Here is a 21,301-nt window from a genome sequence, read left to right on the forward strand (position 1 = left end):
TGGATGCGGTTATTACAAATCCAGCTTCGAGTTCATTGATTTCACGGGCAAGCTAACAACGGTCGCTCTAAGTTTTTCCTATCAACCAGATTTCGTGGATTTGAAACAACGGCGTTTCACTTCTCGACATCACCGGAAGAGGCGGTAGAGGTCAACATGGGCTTCTTAAAACGATTTTTCAAAAACGTCTTTCACGACGGCGCCACAGCTCCGACCGGCAATAGCTTTGAGCATTTGTCGGAAGAGCAGATCGAAGCCCACCTGGGCGTCAATCGCTATAACAGTTTTGAACTGACAGATGCGGTGCGCCCTTCGTACGACCTGAAAGTCGTGCCGAGCCAAGGCTATCGTCGCGACGTCTATCACGACGAAGAGACCCGTGCCAGCGTGCCGGTGCTGATGGCGGCAGCCACCAAGTCGATGTTGTTCGAAGTCTTTATGGACTTGCTCGAGCCACTCGGCAGCGAAGTGGATGTCGTACTCGAAACGAGTCACACGCGCGATGACGTAGGGCATGTTGATTTGTATCGTGAACATATCGATATGCCGGTGCTGAAAAGCATTTTGTGGGAATACGAAGACCTGCTGCTGAATGACGGCTGCACGGGAATCGCGGTCCTCAATCCGAACATTCCGTTGGAAGTTCAGTTTGATGAACACAAACTATTGATTGTGTACGGGAATGAGCTGAATTCGTTTGCGGAGATCCTAGACGATCGCTGCGTCCGCAATAGCGACGAAATTCGCTTCATCACCGAAGCAGAACACGTTCACTCTTCCAGCGAAAAGTATCAACAACAGTTTGAAGAGCTGAAAATGCGTCTCGGCATGGACGGACACTACTGTTAGTACGCAGCTCGCAGACCCACAACCTTCGACCCACAGTTGCTCAGGTTTTAGCTTTCGGCCGCCGCCGAAAGCTTTTTTATGCTAGCACCGGGTGAAGCTGCTCTTGTCGCCGCCGGCGCTTTTCGCGACACTTCTCCGCCCCGCGGATCTCTCGGGGCCTACTGTGCAACTGGCTAAACTTCCCAAAAGGGCGCATACGGCGTGGTGCGACTCGCAATATTCTCTCTGATTCTGACAATCGCCGTGGGGTGCCATGCGCTGCGGTTACCTGCTTGGTTTGGCGCCGGGAAGCCGGCGGCGACGATTGTGGAGAATCCGACCTTTGTGCAGTTTGGCGACTACGAGGTGTTGTGGGAGCAAATTGTCGATTCGATCGACGATAATTTTAAAATCAAAGACGAGCAGCGCGTTCGCGTCATCGCCGGGCAACTAACCGAAGGACGCTTGGAGACTTACCCTGCGATTGGATCGACCTTGCTCGAACCCTGGCGCACCGACTCGACGCGCGGCTACGAGAAGCTAGAAAGCACTTTGCAAACGATTCGCCGCATCGTCTTGGTCCGGGTCTTGCCAGAGCAGGGGGGCTTTTTGATCGAGGTCGAAGTTCGCAAAGAGCTGGAAGACATGCGTGGCCAGCGCAACGATCTTGGCGATCTCGATTTGCTGCGACATGATGGGACGATCCGGCGTGAAGATAGCGGCATCAAGCAAGATACGGTCACGCTCGGCTGGATTCCGATCGGACGAGATCTGGAGCTAGAGCAGCGTCTACTTCATGATATTCGTGCTCGCTTGGCTGCCTGTGGCGCTCCGCCGCAAGAACGCATGCCGTTGCGATTGCCTCCGGTCGAGTAGCTGAACGCCTTCAACGGGTCAGGCCGTTTACAGTCGAATCTCGCGATCCGAGAGCAAGTCCTGCGAAGAGACGCCGTTTTGCAGCAGCACTTTTAGCTCTTCTGGGCTATGGCAAATCGCACGGGGCTGCATCTCTGCTGGTGCGTCTTCAAAATTCGCTTCATTCAAACTGATCGCCGCGCCATCGCCTGGCGTACGCAAAATCAAGTTGCCGGCATCCAGTAGGCAGATCAGAAAGCCAAGCAGATGAGGCGTCAGATCATGCTCGACACGGAGGGTGAATTCTTCGATAAACCCTGAGGGTTGACCACCGCAGGAGACTTGAAAATCGCCGCCATCACTCAGGCGAACGATTCCCTGGGCTTGTTCAATTGGCTGGCCAGCCGCTTCATCCAGCAATGTTTTGACCGCTGCTTGTTCGGCAGGCGTCATCGGTAGATGGGGGCGCTCGATTACGGATAGACCCGTAGTTGCATCGATTCGCTCCATCGCTGCGCAACTCCAGTGTCGCGACAGTAAGCGTAGCTCAAGACTCATTCGGATCGCTCCGTCGAAGAAACAGTTCGTCCTTCTAGTGTAGCGATATCGAGCTGGATAGGCGAATCGAATTAACCTTTCGCCAGTTTACGCAGCGTATCGACCCCACGTTGGAGCGTCGCGTCGGGTGCTGCGTAGGAAATTCGAAAGTGCGTATCTTGCTTGCTGAAAATCTTGCCGGGGATAATCAACAGATTGTTCTCAATCGCTTTGGCGACAAACTCGCTGCCTGTTCCCCAGGGCGCTTTGGGAAAAATATAGAAGGCGCCGTCTGGTTGAGAAACTTCGTACAGGTCGCCGATCCCGGCCAGCATTAGGTCTCGTTTGCGTGCGTACGCGGCGACGTGCTCACTCATGTCGACATCCAGGGCCGCTGCGCTGGCCCACTGCGCCGGCTGCGGTGCGCAGACAAACGTATATTGTTGAAGTTTGATCATGGTCTCGATCACCGCCGCCGGGCCATGCACATAGCCAACCCGCCAGCCGGTCATGCCGTAACTTTTTGAGAATCCATCAATCACAATAGTTTGAGCGTTGTATTTGGCAGGCGACACGAAGTCGCCGTAGGTGAACGTGCGATAGATCTCGTCAGAGATCAACGCGATGTTCTTTTCGGCCGCCAGCTGGGCTAGCCCTTTGACTTCGGCTTCGCTTGCGACGACGCCGGTTGGATTGGCCGGGCTATTGAGCAGGATTAGCTTGGTCTGGGGTGTGATCGCGGCGCGAACTTTCTCGAGATCGATGCGAAAGTCGGGATAGGTGTTGATGACCACCGGCACGCCGCCAACCAGCTTCACCAAAGATTCGTACATGACAAAGTAAGGATCAAAGATGATCACTTCGTCACCGGGATTGACCAAGGCCAACATCGACAGCACCAAACCGCCGCTGGTGCCAGAGCAGATGAATGTTGTGCGATCACTGTGGCCGAACTCGGCTTCGATCGACGCTTGCAGCTTGTCGCGCAGGACCGGCATCCCTTGGGTTAACGCATAGCCATTTTTTCCTGCTCGAATCGCAGCAATCGCGGACTCTTTGACCTCTTCCGGAACGTCGAAGTCAGGCTGCCCAATCGATAGATTGATCGGGTCGGTCATCTTTGCCGCAAGATCAAAAACTTTGCGAATGCCGCTGGAGTCAAAAGCGGCGGTACGATCGGCGATCCAAGGGTGAGTCATGGGGCATCAAGCAAAAAAAGAAGCCGCTTTGCGGCGCCGGCGAAAGAAACAAACAGCGACCCGCAGTATGACTTAGATCAACAGGCTCGACAAGCTGCGATTGCTGCGGTTAAGGCTGGTTAATAGTAGGGTCACGACCCCCAATCCGTCCGCCGCTGGCAATTGATTTCGCCACCAATAGCGACCGTTGGATTCGATCCCCAGCTGGCACTGGTGCATCCGAATCGCCGCGGCCATTTCGCCGCGACCGGCCGAGCAGCGTACCTGGATTGCGCCGGTCGGCAGTTCAAGCGGTGCTCCGCAAGCGATGCGCAGCGGTCCAGTTTCCCAATACGCCGCTTCCTGGATCAGCAGTCTGGTCAATTGCGGTTGCAGGACCGGATAGCCCCGTTCTTCAAAGACCTCGATGGTTTCGCCGCTGCCGTCAATCCAGACGCCGAAATCGGCCTGATGCTGCCCAATAGCGGCGGCCAGCCGAGCGTTGGGATCTCCCCCGCTGGGAATCACCAAGAGTTCACAAACCGAACGCGCAATCAACTCACGCAACAAGTTCACCGAACCACGGGCCGGAGATTGCACAACCAGGCGTAACGGACGCAGCGCCCGATGAAACGGAGCAAATTGTTGGAGATAGGGAGACGACATCTCGATCTCGGTGAGCGTACCCTGACGACGAGCCGGGGGAAGCCGGTCGCACGGCTGCAGCCGGCGCTGGATCTTCGCGAGGCCGTCGCCCGCGATCGGCGCTCCGTGGGGACCGAACAGTGAGAGTTCGAGCTGTCGCAAATCCCCGGATGGCGTGCTGAGCAAGATTCCGCCTGCGAGGTTTCGCTGGTCGATGGTCCAAGCGACCAGCGCGGCAGTCGCGTCGTTCAGTAATTCGACGGCGATTCCGGCGCGTCTCCAGGTTGCGATGATCGCTTCGGCTTGATCAATCGCCGCCGACTGGGCCATCCCCAGCAGCAGCGGAGCGGTGATCGTAGTCTGTTGGCTGCGGACAAACGCCGAGGCGACACGCTGTGCATCGTCCGTGGTGAAGCCGTCGGACAAGTCGGCCGTTAGCCCCTCGTGATGAAACCGCTGTTCGAGCGGCGGCTGGGGGGGAAGCAGGTTCCAGGCTTCTACGATTCGCTGCGGCAGTCCGGCCTGATCGGCTCGCTGAGGACAGTTTCGGCACCCAGGATAGAACTGAGCTAAGCGAGATAAGTGGGTCGCCCGGTCGATCGGGGCGGTCTGGCCGGGACAGTGGAAGTTCAAAATGTCGAGTTTGTCGCTCATTGTGACGGGAACTCTACCCTGATCGGTCTCTCTAGGTCAACGGAATCAGCCCTGGAAATCAGTAACGGAAATGCTGATTGCAGCACCTATGCGGATCGCAGGAAAGAAAAATCTGCGGGAATCTTGGCTAGAAAATTGGCGTTGGGGCGGATTGTCATTCGCCGCGACCTACGTTTGCTGGTCTAGCGCATGACTTGCGCGCTCGATTTTATCGTGAGAAATTCTATGAACCAACGTCGCGGAGTCCGATACGTCGATCCCTCAGTCCAAGGGGGAATCGTCCTACGGATGCTGTTTTACTGGATCGCCTTCTTTCTGGTGGGGCTGCTAATCGCCTTCTCCGTTCAGGTGCTGTCGAACCCGCTCGAACCACTCGGAACCCATTTGGCGAACGTTTGGCAAAACCAAGGGCCGTTCATTCTAGCGGCGTTTTGTTTGCTACCGATTTTCGCCTACGACCTGATTCGATTTAGTCACCGCTTTGTCGGACCGATCGTCCGGTTTCGCAGCGTCGTCAGCGAGGCGGTCGAAGGGGAAGTCCCGGCGCCGTTTCATCTGCGGGACAAAGACTACTGGAAAGAATTTGCGAACGATTTAAATCGTTTGTTCGATCGCATGCGTGACCACAACACGCCGCAGGAGAAATAGAACGATGCGGAGAATGTTGCAACATCGATCACGTCGCGGGATGGCCGTCGCCGAATTAGGGATCTGCCTACCGGTGGTGGTCCTGATTTTGATGGCCGCGATTCAAGGCGCAGAAATGATGTTTTTGAAACAATCGGTCGCAATCGCCGCCTACGAAGGATGTCGCGCTGCGTTGCAACCAAACGCCACAACGGCGGCTGCGACAACTGCCGCTTCGACGATATTGGCTGATCGCAACATCCAAGGCGCTGCCATTGACCCGTCCAACTTCCCGAAAGCCAAAGTTGGCAGCGATGTGACGATCTCGATCACGATCCCTGTCGCGCGTAACTCGACGCTGCGAGGTTGGATGTTTTCGCCTCCTACAATTACCTCCTCAGTCACGATGATGAAGGAGTATTGAGAGGTTATATGTCGCACACTAGCCAATCATTTGTCCTTTGCCGCTTGGCCGAACGCTGCCGACAAGGCCTGCGTAGCTGCTTGGGCAGTGAATCGGGCTGCCGGAAATTGCAGCCAACCGAAGGACGCAAGATTCAGACAACCAAGCGAGCTCGCCTGACGCAACGTAGCGGCGCCGCAATTATTGAATTTGCCTTCGCCGCCCCGATTCTGTTTATGTTCATACTCGCCTGCATGGAGTTTGGACGTTTGACGATGATTCGTCATACGGCGGACAACGCCGCTTACGAGGCTGCTCGGTATGCGATGGTGCCGGGCGCAACGGCGTCTGAAGCCAAAGCGAAAGCGACGCAGTTGTTGGCGACGGTCGGCGCTCGAAACGTTGAAGTGGATGTGAATCCCTCGGTGCTTGCGCCAGAGACTAAGTTTATTACGGTAACCGTCCGCGTGCCGATCACCGGCAACAGCTGGGTTGTGCCGAAGTACTTTAGCAATTCGGCGATCGAAGCCAAGTCGCATTTGGCCACCGAACGCTATAACCCCGAATAGTGATCACGATGTCAAAATTGCTCCAGCAAAAAAAACGCCGCAATCCACGTCGCCGCGGAGCCGTGTTGATCCTGATCGCGATCCTGCTGCCGGTCATCTTATGGATGGCTGCGTTTTGCGTTGACGTCGCGTACATGCAGCTGACGCGTACCGAACTGCGAATTGCTACTGACTCAGCCGCTAGAGCCGGTGCACGGACTTTGAGTCTTGAGCAAGACTCCGCACTGGCGCACGCTTCAGCGATCACCTATGCCGCCAAAAACAATGTCGCCGGCAACACTTTGACATTGGCGGATAGCGACGTGCAGATTGGATTGTCGGTCCGCACCAATGACGAAGGCCGCTTTGAGTTTTCCAGCGGAGGTAAGCTGCTTAACTCGGTAAACGTGACAGGTCGCCGTACGCAAGCCTCGCCGGATGGAGCAGTGCGATTGTATTTGGCGGCGATTTTTGGACACGAAATATTTCAGCCGGTCGCCAATGCGACAGCTTCACAAATTGATCGCGATATTGCGTTGGTTGTCGATCGTTCGGGATCAATGACGTTTCGGATTAACCGATCGAATTATGAATCGGGCTGGAGAAGTAACGACCCGGTGCCAGCGACTGCACGCTGGTGGGCGCTGGTCACTTCGGTGGATGGTTTTCTAAACGAACTGGAGTCGACGCCGCAGTTGGAGTTGGTTTCGCTTTCTACCTACAACAGCAGCGCGACGATCAATCAGCAACTGACTGATCAGTACAACAAGATCTCTCAGGTGATCGACAGATACTCTAAAAAATATCCTGATGGTTCGACGAATATCACTGCTGGGATGCAGGATGGAATTGAGACGTTGCAAAACAAACGGTATGCCCGACCTTACGCTTCAAAAACGATGGTGGTGATGACCGACGGAAACCATAACTACGGCACCAGCCCAACAACCGCCGCTTACGATGCGGCAGATGACGACATTGTCGTCCATACGATCACTTACAGTAACGATGCGAATCAATACTTGATGAGAGAGGTTGCGAGGATCGGCGGCGGCCAACACTGGCACGCGCCGGGCGGAGATGAACTAGAGGAGATTTTTCGCGAGATTGCTCGTAACGCGCCAACGTTGTTGACGTACTAAAGCTCTTTCGCCGTTTGCGATTGAATCGCTGTTTCACACACGCACACATTTTACACATTTTTTTTGAGTAGGATCAATTCTATGGTCAGCGCAGCAACTTTAGCGAAACCTAAGACAACCAAGAAGCCGAACAGCGATGCGCTGCAGCAAGAGTTGGACTTGCTGAAAGCACATGTCGCGGCGATTGGGAAATCGCAAGCGGTCATCGAATTTTCGCCGGACGGCGTCATCCTGTGGGCCAACGAAAATTTCTGCAATGCGATTGGCTATACGCTCGACGAAATTCAAGGACAACATCACCAGATGTTCGTCACCGCTGAAGATGCTCGCAGCCGCGAATACCAAGAGTTTTGGAGCCGCTTGAATCGTGGTCAGTTTGACTCCGGGCAGTACAGACGGGTTGGCAAGGATGGCAAAGAGATTTGGATCCAAGCTTCGTATAATCCAATTCTGGACGACAATGGACGTGTGCTGAAGGTTATCAAGTACGCGTCGGACGTGACCGATCAGAAGATGCGAAACGCCGACTTCGCGGGCCAGATCAAAGCGATCGACAAGTCGCAGGCGGTGATCGAGTTCAATATGGACGGCACGATCATTAAAGCGAACGACAACTTCCTCGCGGCGGTCGGTTATTCGCTGAGCGAAATCGAAGGCAAGCATCATCGCATGTTCGTTTCCGCCGACTATGGTCGCAGTCGCGAATATGAAGAATTTTGGAGCCGTTTGAATCGTGGCGAGTACGATTCCGGCGAATACAAGCGGATTGGCAAAGGGGGCCAAGAGATCTGGATTCAGGCCTCTTACAATCCAATTTGCGACCTGAACGGCAAGCCGTTCAAAGTGGTGAAGTACGCCTCTGATATTACTCGCCAGAAGCTGGAGAACGCCAACTTCTCAGGCCAGATCAATGCGATTGGCAAATCGCAAGCGGTGATCGAGTTCAACATGGACGGCACGGTCATCGGCGCCAACGAAAACTTTTTGGCGGCATTGGGTTACACCGCGAAAGAAATCGTCGGTCAGCATCATCGAATGTTTGTCGAGGAATCGTACGCTCGGACGCGTGAGTATCAGGAATTTTGGAATCGCTTGAACCGGGGCGAATACGACGCTGCGGAATACAAGCGGATCGGCAAAGGGGGCCAAGAGATCTGGATTCAGGCTTCCTACAACCCGATTTGCGACCTGAACGGCAAGCCGTTTAAAGTGGTCAAGTACGCGACCGATATCACCGAACAGAAACTGGCCAACGCCAACTACGCAGGTCAAATCAATGCGATCGGCAAATCGCAAGCGGTGATCGAGTTCAACATGGACGGCACGATCATCGGCGCCAACGAAAACTTTTTGGCGGCCGTGGGTTACACCGCGAAAGAAATCGTCGGTCAGCATCATCGAATGTTTGTCGAGGAATCGTACGCTCGGACGCGTGAGTATCAGGAATTTTGGAATCGCTTGAACCGGGGTGAATACGACGCTGCGGAATACAAGCGAATTGGTAAGGGCGGCAAAGAAATCTGGATTCAGGCTTCCTATAACCCGATTCTCGACCTCAACGGCAAACCGTTTAAAGTGGTCAAGTACGCGACCGATATCACACGTCAGGTCAACTTGCGGAATGACATGGCGATCTTGATCGCCGACGTGATCGAAAACGCGAACCAATTTTCGTCCAGTGCCGGTTCGGTCAGCGAAACTTCAAACTCGCTGGCACAAGGCGCGCAAACGCAAAGTGCCGCAGTGGAACAGATCAGTGCGTCGACGCAGGAACTGATCACTTCGATCGGCGGGATCCGCGATCGATCGGCCGAAACGAATCGCCTAGCTGCGGAGACGAGTGAGATTGCGGTCGAAGGGGGCAACGCGGTCACCAAGTCGGGGGAAGCGATGGACCTGATCAAAGCTTCGTCAGAACAGATCAGCGAGATCATTCAGGTGATTTCGGAGATCGCTAGCCAAACGAATCTGCTCGCGTTGAATGCGGCGATCGAAGCGGCTCGCGCTGGCGAGCATGGTTTGGGCTTTGCGGTGGTTGCGGACGAAGTTCGCAAATTGGCCGAACGCTCAAGCGACGCCGCGAAAGAAATCTCGTCGCTGATCAAAGAGTCGACCGCTCGCGTCAACAACGGCGTCGAGCTAAGCTCGCAAGCCGGCGGCGCGCTGCGGAAGATTGTCGCCGCGGTCGAATCGACCTCGAGCAAGATTACCGAGATCGCGACGGCTGCTGATGAGCAGATGAATATGGCCAACGAGGTCTATGGCGCGATTCAACAAGTGGCCGATGTGACCGAACAAGCGACGGCCGCTAGTGAAGAGCTTGCCGCCAGCAGCGAACAATTGGGCGCCCAGGCGACCGCACTTCGCGATCTGGTTGAAAACTTCGATGTCAGCAACAAATAACGCGATGCGTGATTTGGATTGAGGCTTAGAAGAGACGCCTGCACTTGTGCAGTCGTCTTTTTTTATGGCAAGTTGACGACGTTGCGCACGTAAATAAGGGGGCGTATCGATCCGGCATAGCATAAAATGCATGAAAAATGACTAGACGAGCGTCTGGGTTTCACCGAAACTAAAGTCAGTCAGTCGACGTTCCCGCCGGTCGCTCCCTCCTTTGCTCCCCCAGGCACTTTCATGTATCTGCGCTTTGCCAACCAATGTTTCTGCGCAATGATCACGCTTGCCTGCGTTTCGCCGCTTGGCGCTGACGAAGCGAGGCCGCCGACCAAGGTTTCTCCGCAACATGCGACCGAGATGAAAGCAGGGCTGGAACTGTTCAAGTCAAGCGTCGGAAAAATTCTGACGACCAGTTGCCTGGAATGTCACGGCGGTGAAACGATAAAAGCGGACTTTGATCTCTCGACGCGTGACAAACTGCTTGCCTCAGGCTACGTCGAATTAGGGAACGCCGCTGACAGCTATTTACTCTCGCTGCTGCGTCATGACGAAGAGCCGCACATGCCGTTGCGCGCCGATAAGCTCTCGGATGAAACGATCGCTTTGATCGCCAAGTGGATCGACCTGGGGGCTCCCTACGACAAACCGCTGATTGGCGCCGAAGCGCAGAGAGAAACTAGTCCAGGCCAAGCGAGCGCCTTTTGGTCGCTGCAACCGCTCGCGACCATTGCTCCCCCAACAGTTGTTTCAGACTGGGTGAAGTCTCCCATCGATCAATTTGTGTGGGAGAAATTAGCCGCGCAAGGGATCGCGCCCAATCCTACTGCGGATCGACGCACGCTGATTCGTCGCGCTTATTTTGACTTAATCGGCTTGCCGCCGACACCAGAAGAAGTCGCTGCGTTTCTTGCGGACGAAGATCCAGCGGCTTACGAGAAACTACTTGACCGCTTACTCGCTTCGCCCCAGTATGGCGAACGCTGGGCGCGGCACTGGATGGATGTCGCTCGGTTTGCAGAGTCGTTCGGCTATGAGCAAGACACCGATCGTCCGCATGCCTATCACTATCGTGACTTTTTAATCCAGGCGCTGAACGACGATCTCCCCTACAATCAATTTGTCGCCTGGCAGTTGGCCGGTGACGAGATAGCTCCACACAATCCGCTGGCACAGATGGCGACCGGTTTTCTCGGCGCGGGAGCCTTTCCGACGCAATTAACCGAAACCGAATTTGAGCAAGCCCGCTACGACGAACTGGATGATATCGTCGCGACGACCGGCACGGCGTTTCTTGGCCTAACGATTGGTTGTGCTCGTTGCCATGATCATAAATTCGATCCGATCACCAGCGCCGACTATTACCGCATGGCGTCGACCTTTACGACGACAACACGAGCTTTGGCCGAGATCGACGTGCCGACCGACGCGGCAACGGAACCGGTTACCGTGCAAGTCGAGACCGAAGGTGGCAAAAAGATTCCGCATCTAGCCGACGGTCGGGGGTTTCCTCATTTCTACACGACGACCCATTATTTGACGCGTGGTGACGCTACGCAAAAGGGAGAAGTCGCCGAGTTCGGTTTTCCGACCGTGTTAAGCAGTGGACATCCACGCGACTATTGGAAAGCGGAAGAAATCCCCAGCGAATCATCGCTTAGCTATCGGCGCACGGCGCTAGTCAACTGGATGACTGATCCCGCGGACGGCGCCGGCGGCCTGCTGGCCCGCGTGATGGTCAATCGGCTGTGGCATCATCATTTTGGTCGCGGGATAGTCGCGACCCCCAGTGACTTTGGCGTGCAAGGAGATCCCCCTAGTCATCCTGAATTACTGGAATGGCTGGCCGTTGATTTGATCCACAACGGCTGGCAGCTAAAGCGAATGCACAAGCAAATCATGACCAGCCAGACCTACCGACAATCGGCAGCCGCAAACGCTGCGCAATTGACCGCTGATCCTCAGAACGTATTGCTCTGGAGACATGCTCCGCAGCGTTTAGAAGCGGAAGCAGTCCGCGACACGATGTTGTCAGTCTCCGGTGAGCTTGATCGGACGATGTTTGGACCCGGCACGTTGGATGAAGGGATGAAACGCCGCAGTCTCTATTTTTTCATCAAACGGAGCCAATTGATCCCAACGATGATGCTGTTTGATTGGCCCGAGCATCTGGTCAGCATCGGCAGTCGTAGTGAGACGACCACCGCGCCTCAAGCGTTGTCAATCATGAACAGCCCCTACACGCGTCGTTATGCGGAAAGCTTTGCTGCTTCTTTGCCAAGTGGAACCAGCGAAGTGCGGATTACAGCCGCCTACCAAAAAGCGATTCAACGTGATCCTACCGCACAAGAATTGAAAACGGCCGCCGCGTTTATTGCGGCTCAGGCCGATCGCGACGGGATGCCTGGCGAACAAGCGGCGTTGGTCGACTTGTGTCAGGCGTTATTTGGTTTGAACCAGTTTATTTACATCGATTAAGAGTAATCCCTATGTATGATTTATCTGCGATGCAAACTCGTCGCCAATGGTTGGCTCGCTGCGGTGGAGGAGCTGGCCTGTTGGGCTTAGCGACACTGCTGCAAGACCAAGGTCTGTTAGCGGCAGAGCCAGACGCTGCGCTCAATCCGCTGGCGCCGAAACAGTCGCACTTTCCGGCCAAAGCTAAGCGGGTAATCTGGATCTTTGTCAACGGCGGACCGAGCCAAGTCGATACGTGGGACTACAAGCCGGGGCTGGACAAATGGGCCGGCAAATCGCTGAAAGAGTTTGACGGTACGTTTGAGAATACGACCGGTTTTTTTCAGCACCAGGTTGGCAAGCTAATGCCATCACCTTTCAAGTTCACTCCGCGCGGCGAGTGCGGCAAGATGGTTTCGGAGATCTTCCCGAAACTGGGTGAGCATGTCGACAAGATGGCCTTCATTCATTCTGGCTACACCGAATCAAACAATCATAGCCCGGCGCTGTTTATGATGAACACCGGCATGGCCCGGATGGGATTTCCCGGCGTCGGTTCGTGGGTTACTTATGGATTAGGAAGCGAAAATCTCGACTTGCCTGGCTTTGTGGTGATGAGCGATCCGCTGGGCCGCGGTCTGCCAAAGGGAAGCGCCGCCAACTGGGGCGCTGCTTTTTTGCCTGGCGTTTATCAAGGAACGCATCTTCGTCCCAGCGGCGCGCCGATTGATAATCTCTCGCGCCCCGAGGCGCTGTCCGAAGCCGGCCAACGGGCGCAGCTTGATCTGCTGAAGCAACTGAATCAACAGCATTATGCCCAGCATCAGGCCGAGGGAGAGCTTGCTGCGCGGATCGAAAGCTTTGAACTGGCCTATCGCATGCAATCGGCGGCGCCAGAAGCGATTGACATCTCGCAAGAGCCGGAACAGATCAGCAAGCTGTACGGCGTAGAGGATAAGCAGTGCGGACACTTCGCCAAGCAGTGCCTGGTCGCGCGGCGGATGATCGAACGGGGCGTGCGCTTCGTGCAGATCTATTCTGGCGGAATGGAAAATCAACGCAGTTGGGATGGCCATATTGATATCGAAGGAAATCATCGCCAATTTGCCGGCGAAACTGATCAGCCTATCGCGGCGCTGTTGACCGATCTAGCGCAGCGCGGATTGTTGGATGAAACGCTGGTGATCTGGTGCGGTGAGTTTGGCAGATTGCCGATCGCTCAGACCGGTGAAAAGCCGGGGCGCGACCATAACCCGCATTGCTTTAGCGCCTGGATGGCAGGCGGCGGCGTCCAAGGCGGTGTCAGCTATGGCGAGTCAGACGAAGTTGGTTACAAAGCGGCGATCGACAAAGTGCATGTCAACGACCTGCATGCGACCATCTTGCACCTGATGGGGATCGACCACGAGAAGCTGACCTATAAGTACAACGGTCGTCGTTTTCGGTTAACCGATGTGGCGGGGGAAGTACTGCATCCGATCTTGGCGTAAATGAGCCGTTCGAATCTTTTCTTTCTTAGCCCGATTCGCAAGTTTTGAAGTTTTGAAGTTGCGCTATTTGGAGGACAAAGAAAGAATGGAACACGGATACCGCGGATAAATCACGGCGTTTCACGGCCAGAAATTGTTATTTGTGCCGCAAGCTGGTATTTTCAAATTGTTTTGGTTAGTAACCAAATTGGACGTGAGGGGAAATTACAAATCTCCCCTCTTGCCGTGTAACACCGTGACTGATCCGTGTCCTCCGCGTTCTATTTCTTACGAACCTGCTGAATAGCGCAGCGGGCTACGAAGAATTGGCTCCGCATATTCCTACGCCGGTAGATGCCGTTGGATCGCGGCCAGCGCTGTTGGGTTGCCGTTGATTTGGCCGCGGAAGTTCGCCAGATTTTTGCGGAACTGGGAGAGACGCCCCAGGAAACTGATGAAATGCTTTTTTGAGAAGTTCTCGATCGTCGGCCAATCTCCGCCCCCCATCTGTCGCAAGAAATGTGAGTTGATCCTTTGCACGTGATGCGATTTTTCTGGCAGCGCCAAGATCGGATTGCCTAGGTAGATCGCTTCCAGCGGCATCGAGGGTCGTACGTACGAAAGAAGGTAACCACCTTCACTGGTTTGCGCTTGCTCCACTTCTTTCCGGAGCAGCGGGCCAACCAGGGTGACTCTTTCCCCGCCGGGGCGCAGCGGCTAGGTGAACAGGGAAGAGACGATCCTTTCGGAACAATTCACTCATTGCGACTGGACGACAAATCCCATCAGCCAAGCATGCCGCTGCTGTCCGCGCGGCAACGTCGAGAGGTCGTAAGCGAGTAGAAACTCTTAGTGATTCAAGCTGATCACCGGCACGCCAACTTGCCTGACCGCGTTGTGCAGCGACCGAGTTGCAGAAACCACGGAATAGATGGAGGTTTGCTATGGTTCTGGTGCGCGGGGCAGGTGAAAAGTTTCGCGCATAAAAAAAGAGGCTGGATCTTAATCCGGCCTCTGTGTGCGTTGTTTTTCACGAGTTTGAAACAATCGGCTCAGGAACGTAGCCCCTGGCGAGGGATCAGCTGCACTTTTTTGTGGAGGTTCGCACTAAGAGCGCGGTTCACCTTTGTAAAGCTTGCGCCCGAGCGGTGCGTGGAAGACTGTCCACGCGCTGTCTGTATTGATATCTTCTTCAATCAGCTTGCCATAGCTAATTACATGGGCGTCGAGCGTGTCGAGATAATTGAGGGCCACCGCTTCGAGCGTCATCGGCACTTTCGGGCTGCCAAATTCGAGCTTGCCATGATGGCTGACCACCATGTGCTTGACGCGAAGAATGAGCTCGTAAGGAATTGGTTCGCCTCCGAGCTTTTCCGCCTCGTGCGCTTTCTCGTCGATCAGCGATACGCCCATCACAAGATGGCCGATCAGTTGACCTTCGTCGCTATAGGCGAATCCTTTGTCGTAGGTCAGTTCGTCAAGCTTGCCCATGTCGTGCGTAAACGCGCCGATCAGCAGCAGGTCGGCGTCGATCTGCGGATAGAAAGGGGCGATTGCCTGCGTCACCTTCATCAGGTTGACGACATGCTCTAGCAGTCCGCCGTAATAGGCGTGATGTTGCTTGACACCGGCCGGAGCGCGGCAAAACCGCTGCATGAATTCTTCATCGATCAGAAAACATTCGGCCAGATTTCGCAGGTGAGGATTCTGCATGCCGCGGAGCATTTCGGACAGTTGTCCGCGGAGACCGTCGATTTCGGCGCCGCCGAGCTGCACAAAGTGGGATTCGTCCACTTCCTTGGCGTCAACGCGTTCGATGCCGTTGACGATGATCTGCATCGCGCCGTTGTAGAACTGCGAGGTTCCTTGAATGCGCACGTAATCGCCATCGTCAAACTTGCGATAGACGTGGTCGTTGGCGTTCCACATCATGCCGTTCACCTGGCCAGATTTGTCACCAATCTGCATTTGCAGATATAGATTGCCTTGGCGATTGGGGCGAAGCTGTTTGTTGGAAACGAGATAGACCTCGTCGATATTTTCATTTTCGCCCAATTTGGCGATTTCGCGTCGCGCCATCTATCTCTCTTTCCTTGGGGCCTAAGCGGCCGTCTCAATCGATCTTTGCTTCGCCCTGCCGGCAGACAACGGACGAGAAAACCGCCGGATTTTAGGGGGGGGCTGGTATTCCTTCAAGGACGTAACCCTGCCCAAGAGTGGCATTTACGCTGGAATGCGCATAATCGCAGGCGACTGTCGCCCGAGAAGCCGCGTTGTCAGCGCGAACTTAAATCCCCTAGAATGCGACCTTTGCTCATTCAATAAAATCGCAAGGTTAGAACTAGATAATGGCCAAAGCTCCTCAAAACGCGATCTCTCCGACGCGGGCTGATGACTACCCCGAATGGTACCAGCAGGTGATCAAAGCGGCCGATCTGGCCGAGGTTTCACCGGTGCGCGGTTGCATGGTGATCAAGCCGTGGGGATGGTCGATCTGGGAAAACATGCAATCGGTTCTCGACGGCATGTTTAAAGAGACGGGGCACGAAAATGCCTATTTCCCTCTCTTTATCCCGATGAGCTTTCTCGAAAAAGAAGCGGAGCATGTAGAGGGTTTCGCCAAGGAATGCGCCGTAGTTACGCATCATCGCTTGGAGCCGGGCCCCAACGGCGGTTTGGTTCCCGCCGGCAAGCTGGACGAACCGCTGATCGTGCGCCCGACTAGCGAAACGATTATTGGCGCGATGTACGCCAAATGGGTTCAATCGTATCGCGATTTGCCGATCCTGATCAATCAATGGGCCAACGTGGTTCGCTGGGAACTGCGAACCCGCATGTTTTTGCGGACGACGGAGTTCTTATGGCAGGAAGGCCACACGGCGCATGCGACCGCAGAAGAAGCGATCGCCGAGACCCGGCAGATGCTGGAGGTCTATGCCGACTTCGCCGAAAACTACATGGCGATGCCGGTTATTAAAGGAGAGAAGACGTCGTGGGAACGTTTCCCGGGCGCAGCGATGACGCTGAGCATCGAATCGATGATGCAAGATCGCAAAGCGTTGCAGGCCGGGACTTCTCACTTTTTGGGTCAGAACTTCTCGAAAGCGCAAGAGATCAAGTTTCAAACCCAGGATGGGACCGAGGAATTCGCTTGGACCACTTCGTGGGGTGTTTCGACCCGCTTGGTCGGCGGCTTGATCATGACGCACAGCGACGATGACGGACTGATCGTACCGCCGCGTCTGGCGCCAAAGCATATTGTGCTGCTGCCGATCTATCGCAGTGACGAAGAACGAGCCGCTGTGCTTGCTTATGTGGATCAGTTGAATGCGGCTCTCAAGGGGATTCAGTATCACGGCGCTCCGATTCGCGTGCTGATTGACGATCGCGACATCCGCGGCGGTGAGAAGACCTGGCAGCACATCAAAAAGGGAGTCCCGCTGCGTGCCGAGATCGGCCCGCGTGATGTTGCTAGCGATAGTGTCTTTTTGGCGCGGCGTGATCAATCGCCGAAGGATAAGCAGGGAACGCCTAAGGCCGAACTAGTTGCGACCATCACGAAGCTGCTAGACGAGATTCAAAGCAATCTGTTTGAGCGAGCCAAGAAATTGCGTGACGACAACAGTCGCACCATCGACAAGCTAGAGGATCTAATCGCCTACTTCACGCCGAAAAACGAAGATCGCCCGGAGATTCACGGCGGCTTCGCCTATTGTCACTGTGCTGATGATAAAGCGGTCGAAGAAGAGTTAAAGAAGCTCAAGCTGACGGTTCGCTGCATTCCGATCGAAGGCGAAGATGAACCGGGCAAGTGCATCTTCACCGGCCAGCCAACCCAGCGACGTGCGGTCATCGCCAAAGCGTACTAAGGCTGCCGCAAGCCAAGCAAGCGAGTCTATCAACGCAAAGAGGCCGCAACCAATGGTTGCGGCCTCTGTTGTTTCTTGAACGTGTTGTTGAGCAGCGGTTACGGCGATTCAAACACGGTGGCGTCGGCAATCGCGTTCATTTGAACCCAGACGCTAAAGTCCATCGTCATAGGCAGTGCTTTGACAGACCCATCACCCATCACTACCTGCAGAACGTTGTGAGGCGTCGAAGCTCCGTATCCTTCGGTATTAATCGCAAATTGCGACTGATACCCGGGGGTATGCAAGATGGCGGTAGAACCGCTAACTCCTGTCGGATAGCCATTGAAGCTAGAGCCACCATCGTAATCGACGAAAGAAAAAGGCGCTGCCGACTTCGATGCGTCGCTTCCACTTGCCGAATGGTAAGCGCCTGGAATAGCGGAATGCGAAATCGCACTACTTAGGAAGCGGGGTTCTCCGCCACCATAGCCAGAAATCGTCGTTTCCCCCACGAGAATCGTGTTGGAAGAGCCATCCTTGATTTGAGCAAACTGAGTGGAGCGGCCCGGTCGGAAGACACCACTCAAATCGCGGTTCTTTGACACGTTGGCGGCGATTGCGGTCCCCGAAAGGCCTGCGGGGCCAGCCGAGTTCTTGGCGATTTGATTGCTCAAGATAGAGGAATAGTATCCTTCGGAACCTGAGTAATTGGTAACGGTAATTCCCCCCAACTCGTCAGCAGGATCCCCGTTGGGATCCGAAGGACAAATAAGGAATTCCAACTTGGCCTTAAGGAAGGGAACGTTGACCGAATTACCAACCGTTGTGGTCGTATTCAGCGAGTCGGCCAGCGCGCTGGCCTCTAGTTGGGGCAAGATCTGAGCGATCCAGCTGAAATGGTGGGCTCCGGAGCCCGACGACACCGTCGATTCCATGGGGAGCGTTTTGTGGGTTGATTCGTAGTTGATCAGCGCCAATCCCAATTGCTTTAGGTTGTTGGAGCACTGTGCACGCCGGGCCGCTTCGCGAGCAGCTTGAACTGCTGGAAGCGTTAAGCTAACCAGGACACCGATGATCGCGATCACGACCAAAAGTTCAACAAGGGTAAAACCGGCGCGCAGGGGGGAACCTGAGACGTGGCGCTTCATAGCTGGGAGCCTTCCGAGAAATCTAGTGAACATCGGATGAGGAGTGGAAGAGGAGCTGGTCCTTGAACTTATTATTGTGCCCCAATTATTCGCTCTCCACAAGAGAAATGCCAGCAGACGTTTGCCGCAGCGAGAACTTGCTCCCCCTCCTGTCGTCCGAATCTTGCATCTATGCACCCTTTCGTCCCCCTGTAGTGGTGGATAATCGGCCGTTTATGAAGTTTTCAGGCAGAAAATGAGTGGCTGGGCTAACTGCGTTGACTCTGTCTATTAGGTGGAGGAGTTACAGCGCCAATTAGTTCTTTAGATTCTGTGGCGATTGATCTCGATAAACCCATTAAACCTGCATCAGGTGCGAATGGCTGCGCTCGAAGCGGAATGCTAACGGCGGCGCCTCCGAAGCGGAGAATCGGAGGCGTAGCGTTCAAGCTGAAGCAGCCTAATTGGATTCGTGGAAGCGGATCCTATGCGTCGAATATGTAAATCCTGGGATTTGGAGGGAGTTCAGATGAAAACGGATTGGAAGACGGCGATGCTCGCCGTCGGCATGCTGGTCGGATCGACCTCGTTTGCCGTTGCTCAACAGCCTGGCTATTATAACGCCGGCAAAGTGAGCTACGTCGGCGAAGAGGTCACCGTCAGCGATGCCGGAAGTGCCACGGATTTGGCATGTGATTCTTGCGGTGGCGGCGACTCATGTGGTTGTCAAAGCTGCTGCAGCGGAATTAACTGGTTCCCTTGCTGCGAACATGGCGAAGCCTGGTCGCTGTTTGGCACCAACGATTGCGGCTTGACGATTGGTGGCTGGGTTTCGGGCGGTTTCTATTCAAACGCCGGCGGCGTGCGGTCGAACACGGGCAATGCTCCTGTTGCGTTCCGTAATATTTCCAACACGCCGACGTTGGATCAGGCCTACATCTATGCAGAAAAGCTCGCCGATGCCGAGACCTACTGCTTCGATCTAGGTTACCGTGCTGACTTTATCTGGGGTGCTGATGGCCCGGATACGCAATCGTTCGGTCATGGCGACCGCTTCGCTTGGGATAACCGTTGGAACACGGCTACCGACAACGGTGACGGCACCGCGCTGTATGGTTCGGCCATTCCGCAGTTGTACGGAACCGCTGCTTGGGGCGATTGGGAAGTCAAGGTCGGTCACTTCTACACCACGATTGGTTACGAAGTCGTTACCGCTCCTGACAACTTCTTTTACTCGCACGCTTACACGATGAACTATGGCGAACCGTTTACCCACACCGGCGCCATGGCCACCTACAGCGGCTTTGAGCATGTCACGTTGAACGGCGGTTGGGTTGCGGCTTGGGACACGGGTTTCGACTTCTATGAAGCTGGAAGCATGTTCCTAGGCGGCGCCAGCGTTACGCTGAGCGACAAAGCGACCTTGACTTGGCAGACGGTTGCCGGTTCGTTCGGAAAGAACGGCGGCGACTCGTACATGAACAGCTGGGTATTCAACTACGACATTGGTTGCGGCTACAGCTACGTTTTCCAACACGACTTGGGCGTTCAGTACAACCTGTTCGACGACAACGGTGCTCCTACCGAGAACAACTACTGGTACGGCATCAACCAATACTTGTTTAAAGAAATTAACGAGTGCTGGAAGGTCGGTACCCGTGTTGAATGGTTCGATGACGAAGACGGATCGCGCGTTGGTAACGGACCGGGTAGCTACTACGCTTTCAGCGTTGGAGCCAACTGGACCCCGAACGCGAACCTGATGGTTCGTCCCGAAATTCGCTGGGACAAGTTTGACAACAACACGGGCGCCACCCCGTACTACGATGGAGCCAAGGACAACGGCTTCTTCGGCGGTATGGACGTGATCCTGAAGTACTAAGCGACTGCCGCTTAGCTGTCAGACGACAAATCGAAAAAGCCGCTAGGGCCGTCCCCCTGGCGGCTTTTTTCGTTCTTGGCGTAGACTAGTGCGGACAGAACCAAATTTATTTTTGCCTCCAACTGCTCGAGACACATGGGCGATCTCAAACCTCCGCGCTTCGTCCTGCGAATCGTCGCCGCATTTAGTCGACATTCCGCAGCTCTGGAATGGGGCAAATCGGAATTGGTCTCCCTTTGGGGACCGCTCGCGCTGGAGAGCCCTCACTTTGATCTGGTCGAAACCAATTACTACGACGAAGAGATGGGACAGCAGCTGAAGAAGTGCTTTTGGGCGTTCGCCACCCTGGCCGATAGTTCGACGCTCGCCGATTGGAAGCATCAATCCAATGCATTAGAGGGGCAATGTCAAAACTCGGCTCGTTGGTCCGAAAGCCGACCGCTCAACCTTGATCCCGGCTATATCACCGAAGCAAAGCTGGTGTTGGCCACCACCAAAGATCGCAGTCATCGGATTTATTTACGCGACGGCATCTTCGCCGAGATCACCTTGCAGTACTATCAAAAGCGATGGACCGGCGCCCAGTGGACCTATCCCGACTACCAGCGAGCCGATTTTCAGGCGTTTTTTGACGAATGTCGCGGTTATTTGCGACAGCAATTGCGTCAAAACCCTGCGTGAGCCGGGGGAGGTATAAGCGCAGG

Annotated in this window: 18 protein-coding genes; 12 read left to right on the forward strand and 6 right to left on the reverse strand. The window is 54.9% G+C overall.

The features are described 5' to 3' along the window. Positions 1-156 precede the first annotated feature (156 nt). Together SH421x_RS03695 and SH421x_RS03700 are read left to right on the forward strand one after the other, a co-directional pair. A complete protein-coding gene (locus tag SH421x_RS03695) occupies positions 157-849 on the forward strand; it encodes a hypothetical protein (RefSeq protein ID WP_488854046.1) in 693 nt (230 codons plus the stop codon). A 201-nt stretch (positions 850-1,050) separates the two neighbouring features. Next, a complete protein-coding gene (locus tag SH421x_RS03700; RefSeq protein WP_488854047.1) occupies positions 1,051-1,704 on the forward strand; it encodes a hypothetical protein in 654 nt (217 codons plus the stop codon). 27 nt (positions 1,705-1,731) lie between these two features. On the opposite strand, the gene SH421x_RS03705 is transcribed toward SH421x_RS03700, so the two are convergent. The 3 genes from SH421x_RS03705 to SH421x_RS03715 all read right to left on the reverse strand — a co-directional run bounded on the left by SH421x_RS03705 (position 1,732) and on the right by SH421x_RS03715 (position 4,697). After that, positions 1,732-2,241, reverse strand: a complete 510-nt coding sequence (locus SH421x_RS03705; RefSeq protein WP_488854048.1) for a hypothetical protein — start codon at positions 2,239-2,241, stop codon at positions 1,732-1,734. A gap of 71 nt (positions 2,242-2,312) precedes the next feature. Beyond that, complete coding sequence (locus SH421x_RS03710) at positions 2,313-3,419, reverse strand: pyridoxal phosphate-dependent aminotransferase (RefSeq protein ID WP_488854049.1); 1,107 nt, start codon at positions 3,417-3,419, stop codon at positions 2,313-2,315. Between the two features lie 72 nt (positions 3,420-3,491). Continuing rightward, complete coding sequence (locus tag SH421x_RS03715; protein ID WP_488854050.1) at positions 3,492-4,697, reverse strand: hypothetical protein; 1,206 nt, start codon at positions 4,695-4,697, stop codon at positions 3,492-3,494. A 225-nt stretch (positions 4,698-4,922) separates the two neighbouring features. Between SH421x_RS03715 and SH421x_RS03720 the strand changes: the two genes are divergently transcribed. From SH421x_RS03720 to SH421x_RS03750, 7 genes are all read left to right on the forward strand, one after another. Then, complete coding sequence (locus SH421x_RS03720; RefSeq protein WP_488854051.1) at positions 4,923-5,345, forward strand: hypothetical protein; 423 nt, start codon at positions 4,923-4,925, stop codon at positions 5,343-5,345. A gap of 13 nt (positions 5,346-5,358) precedes the next feature. Further along, positions 5,359-5,748: a TadE family protein gene (locus tag SH421x_RS03725; RefSeq protein ID WP_488854052.1), complete on the forward strand. Its 390-nt coding sequence runs from the start codon at positions 5,359-5,361 to the stop codon at positions 5,746-5,748. Between the two features lie 8 nt (positions 5,749-5,756). Then, positions 5,757-6,296: a TadE/TadG family type IV pilus assembly protein gene (locus SH421x_RS03730; RefSeq protein WP_488854053.1), complete on the forward strand. Its 540-nt coding sequence runs from the start codon at positions 5,757-5,759 to the stop codon at positions 6,294-6,296. A gap of 8 nt (positions 6,297-6,304) precedes the next feature. Continuing rightward, on the forward strand, positions 6,305-7,417 hold the full coding sequence (locus SH421x_RS03735) for a vWA domain-containing protein (protein ID WP_488854054.1): 1,113 nt from the start codon (positions 6,305-6,307) through the stop codon (positions 7,415-7,417). Between the two features lie 81 nt (positions 7,418-7,498). Beyond that, entirely contained in the window at positions 7,499-9,820 is a 2,322-nt protein-coding gene (locus tag SH421x_RS03740; RefSeq protein ID WP_488854055.1) for a methyl-accepting chemotaxis protein, read from the forward strand. A 231-nt stretch (positions 9,821-10,051) separates the two neighbouring features. Beyond that, on the forward strand, positions 10,052-12,289 hold the full coding sequence (locus SH421x_RS03745; RefSeq protein ID WP_488854056.1) for a PSD1 and planctomycete cytochrome C domain-containing protein: 2,238 nt from the start codon (positions 10,052-10,054) through the stop codon (positions 12,287-12,289). A gap of 11 nt (positions 12,290-12,300) precedes the next feature. Then, positions 12,301-13,758, forward strand: a complete 1,458-nt coding sequence (locus SH421x_RS03750) for a DUF1501 domain-containing protein (protein WP_488854057.1) — start codon at positions 12,301-12,303, stop codon at positions 13,756-13,758. Between the two features lie 321 nt (positions 13,759-14,079). On the opposite strand, the gene SH421x_RS03755 is transcribed toward SH421x_RS03750, so the two are convergent. Both SH421x_RS03755 and SH421x_RS03760 read right to left on the reverse strand, forming a co-directional pair. Next, on the reverse strand, positions 14,080-14,397 hold the full coding sequence (locus tag SH421x_RS03755; protein WP_488854058.1) for a glycosyltransferase family protein: 318 nt from the start codon (positions 14,395-14,397) through the stop codon (positions 14,080-14,082). A gap of 447 nt (positions 14,398-14,844) precedes the next feature. Beyond that, entirely contained in the window at positions 14,845-15,816 is a 972-nt protein-coding gene (locus SH421x_RS03760) for a 3'-5' exoribonuclease YhaM family protein (protein ID WP_488854059.1), read from the reverse strand. 269 nt (positions 15,817-16,085) lie between these two features. On the opposite strand from SH421x_RS03760, the gene proS reads away from it, so the two are divergent. After that, positions 16,086-17,606 (forward strand): proline--tRNA ligase, encoded by a 1,521-nt coding sequence (gene proS / locus SH421x_RS03765; protein ID WP_488854060.1) that lies wholly within the window; start codon positions 16,086-16,088, stop codon positions 17,604-17,606. A gap of 98 nt (positions 17,607-17,704) precedes the next feature. On the opposite strand, the gene SH421x_RS03770 is transcribed toward proS, so the two are convergent. Next, positions 17,705-18,736 (reverse strand): DUF1559 domain-containing protein, encoded by a 1,032-nt coding sequence (locus SH421x_RS03770; protein WP_488854061.1) that lies wholly within the window; start codon positions 18,734-18,736, stop codon positions 17,705-17,707. Positions 18,737-19,244: 508 nt separating this feature from the next. On the opposite strand from SH421x_RS03770, the gene SH421x_RS03775 reads away from it, so the two are divergent. Further along, positions 19,245-20,597, forward strand: a complete 1,353-nt coding sequence (locus SH421x_RS03775) for an outer membrane beta-barrel protein (RefSeq protein ID WP_488854062.1) — start codon at positions 19,245-19,247, stop codon at positions 20,595-20,597. A gap of 135 nt (positions 20,598-20,732) precedes the next feature. Further along, positions 20,733-21,278 carry a DUF4416 family protein gene (locus SH421x_RS03780; protein ID WP_488854063.1) on the forward strand — a complete coding sequence of 182 codons (546 nt, stop codon included), beginning with the start codon at positions 20,733-20,735 and terminating at the stop codon, positions 21,276-21,278. Positions 21,279-21,301 lie beyond the last annotated feature (23 nt).

This window comes from Blastopirellula sp. SH421 (assembly GCF_057808535.1).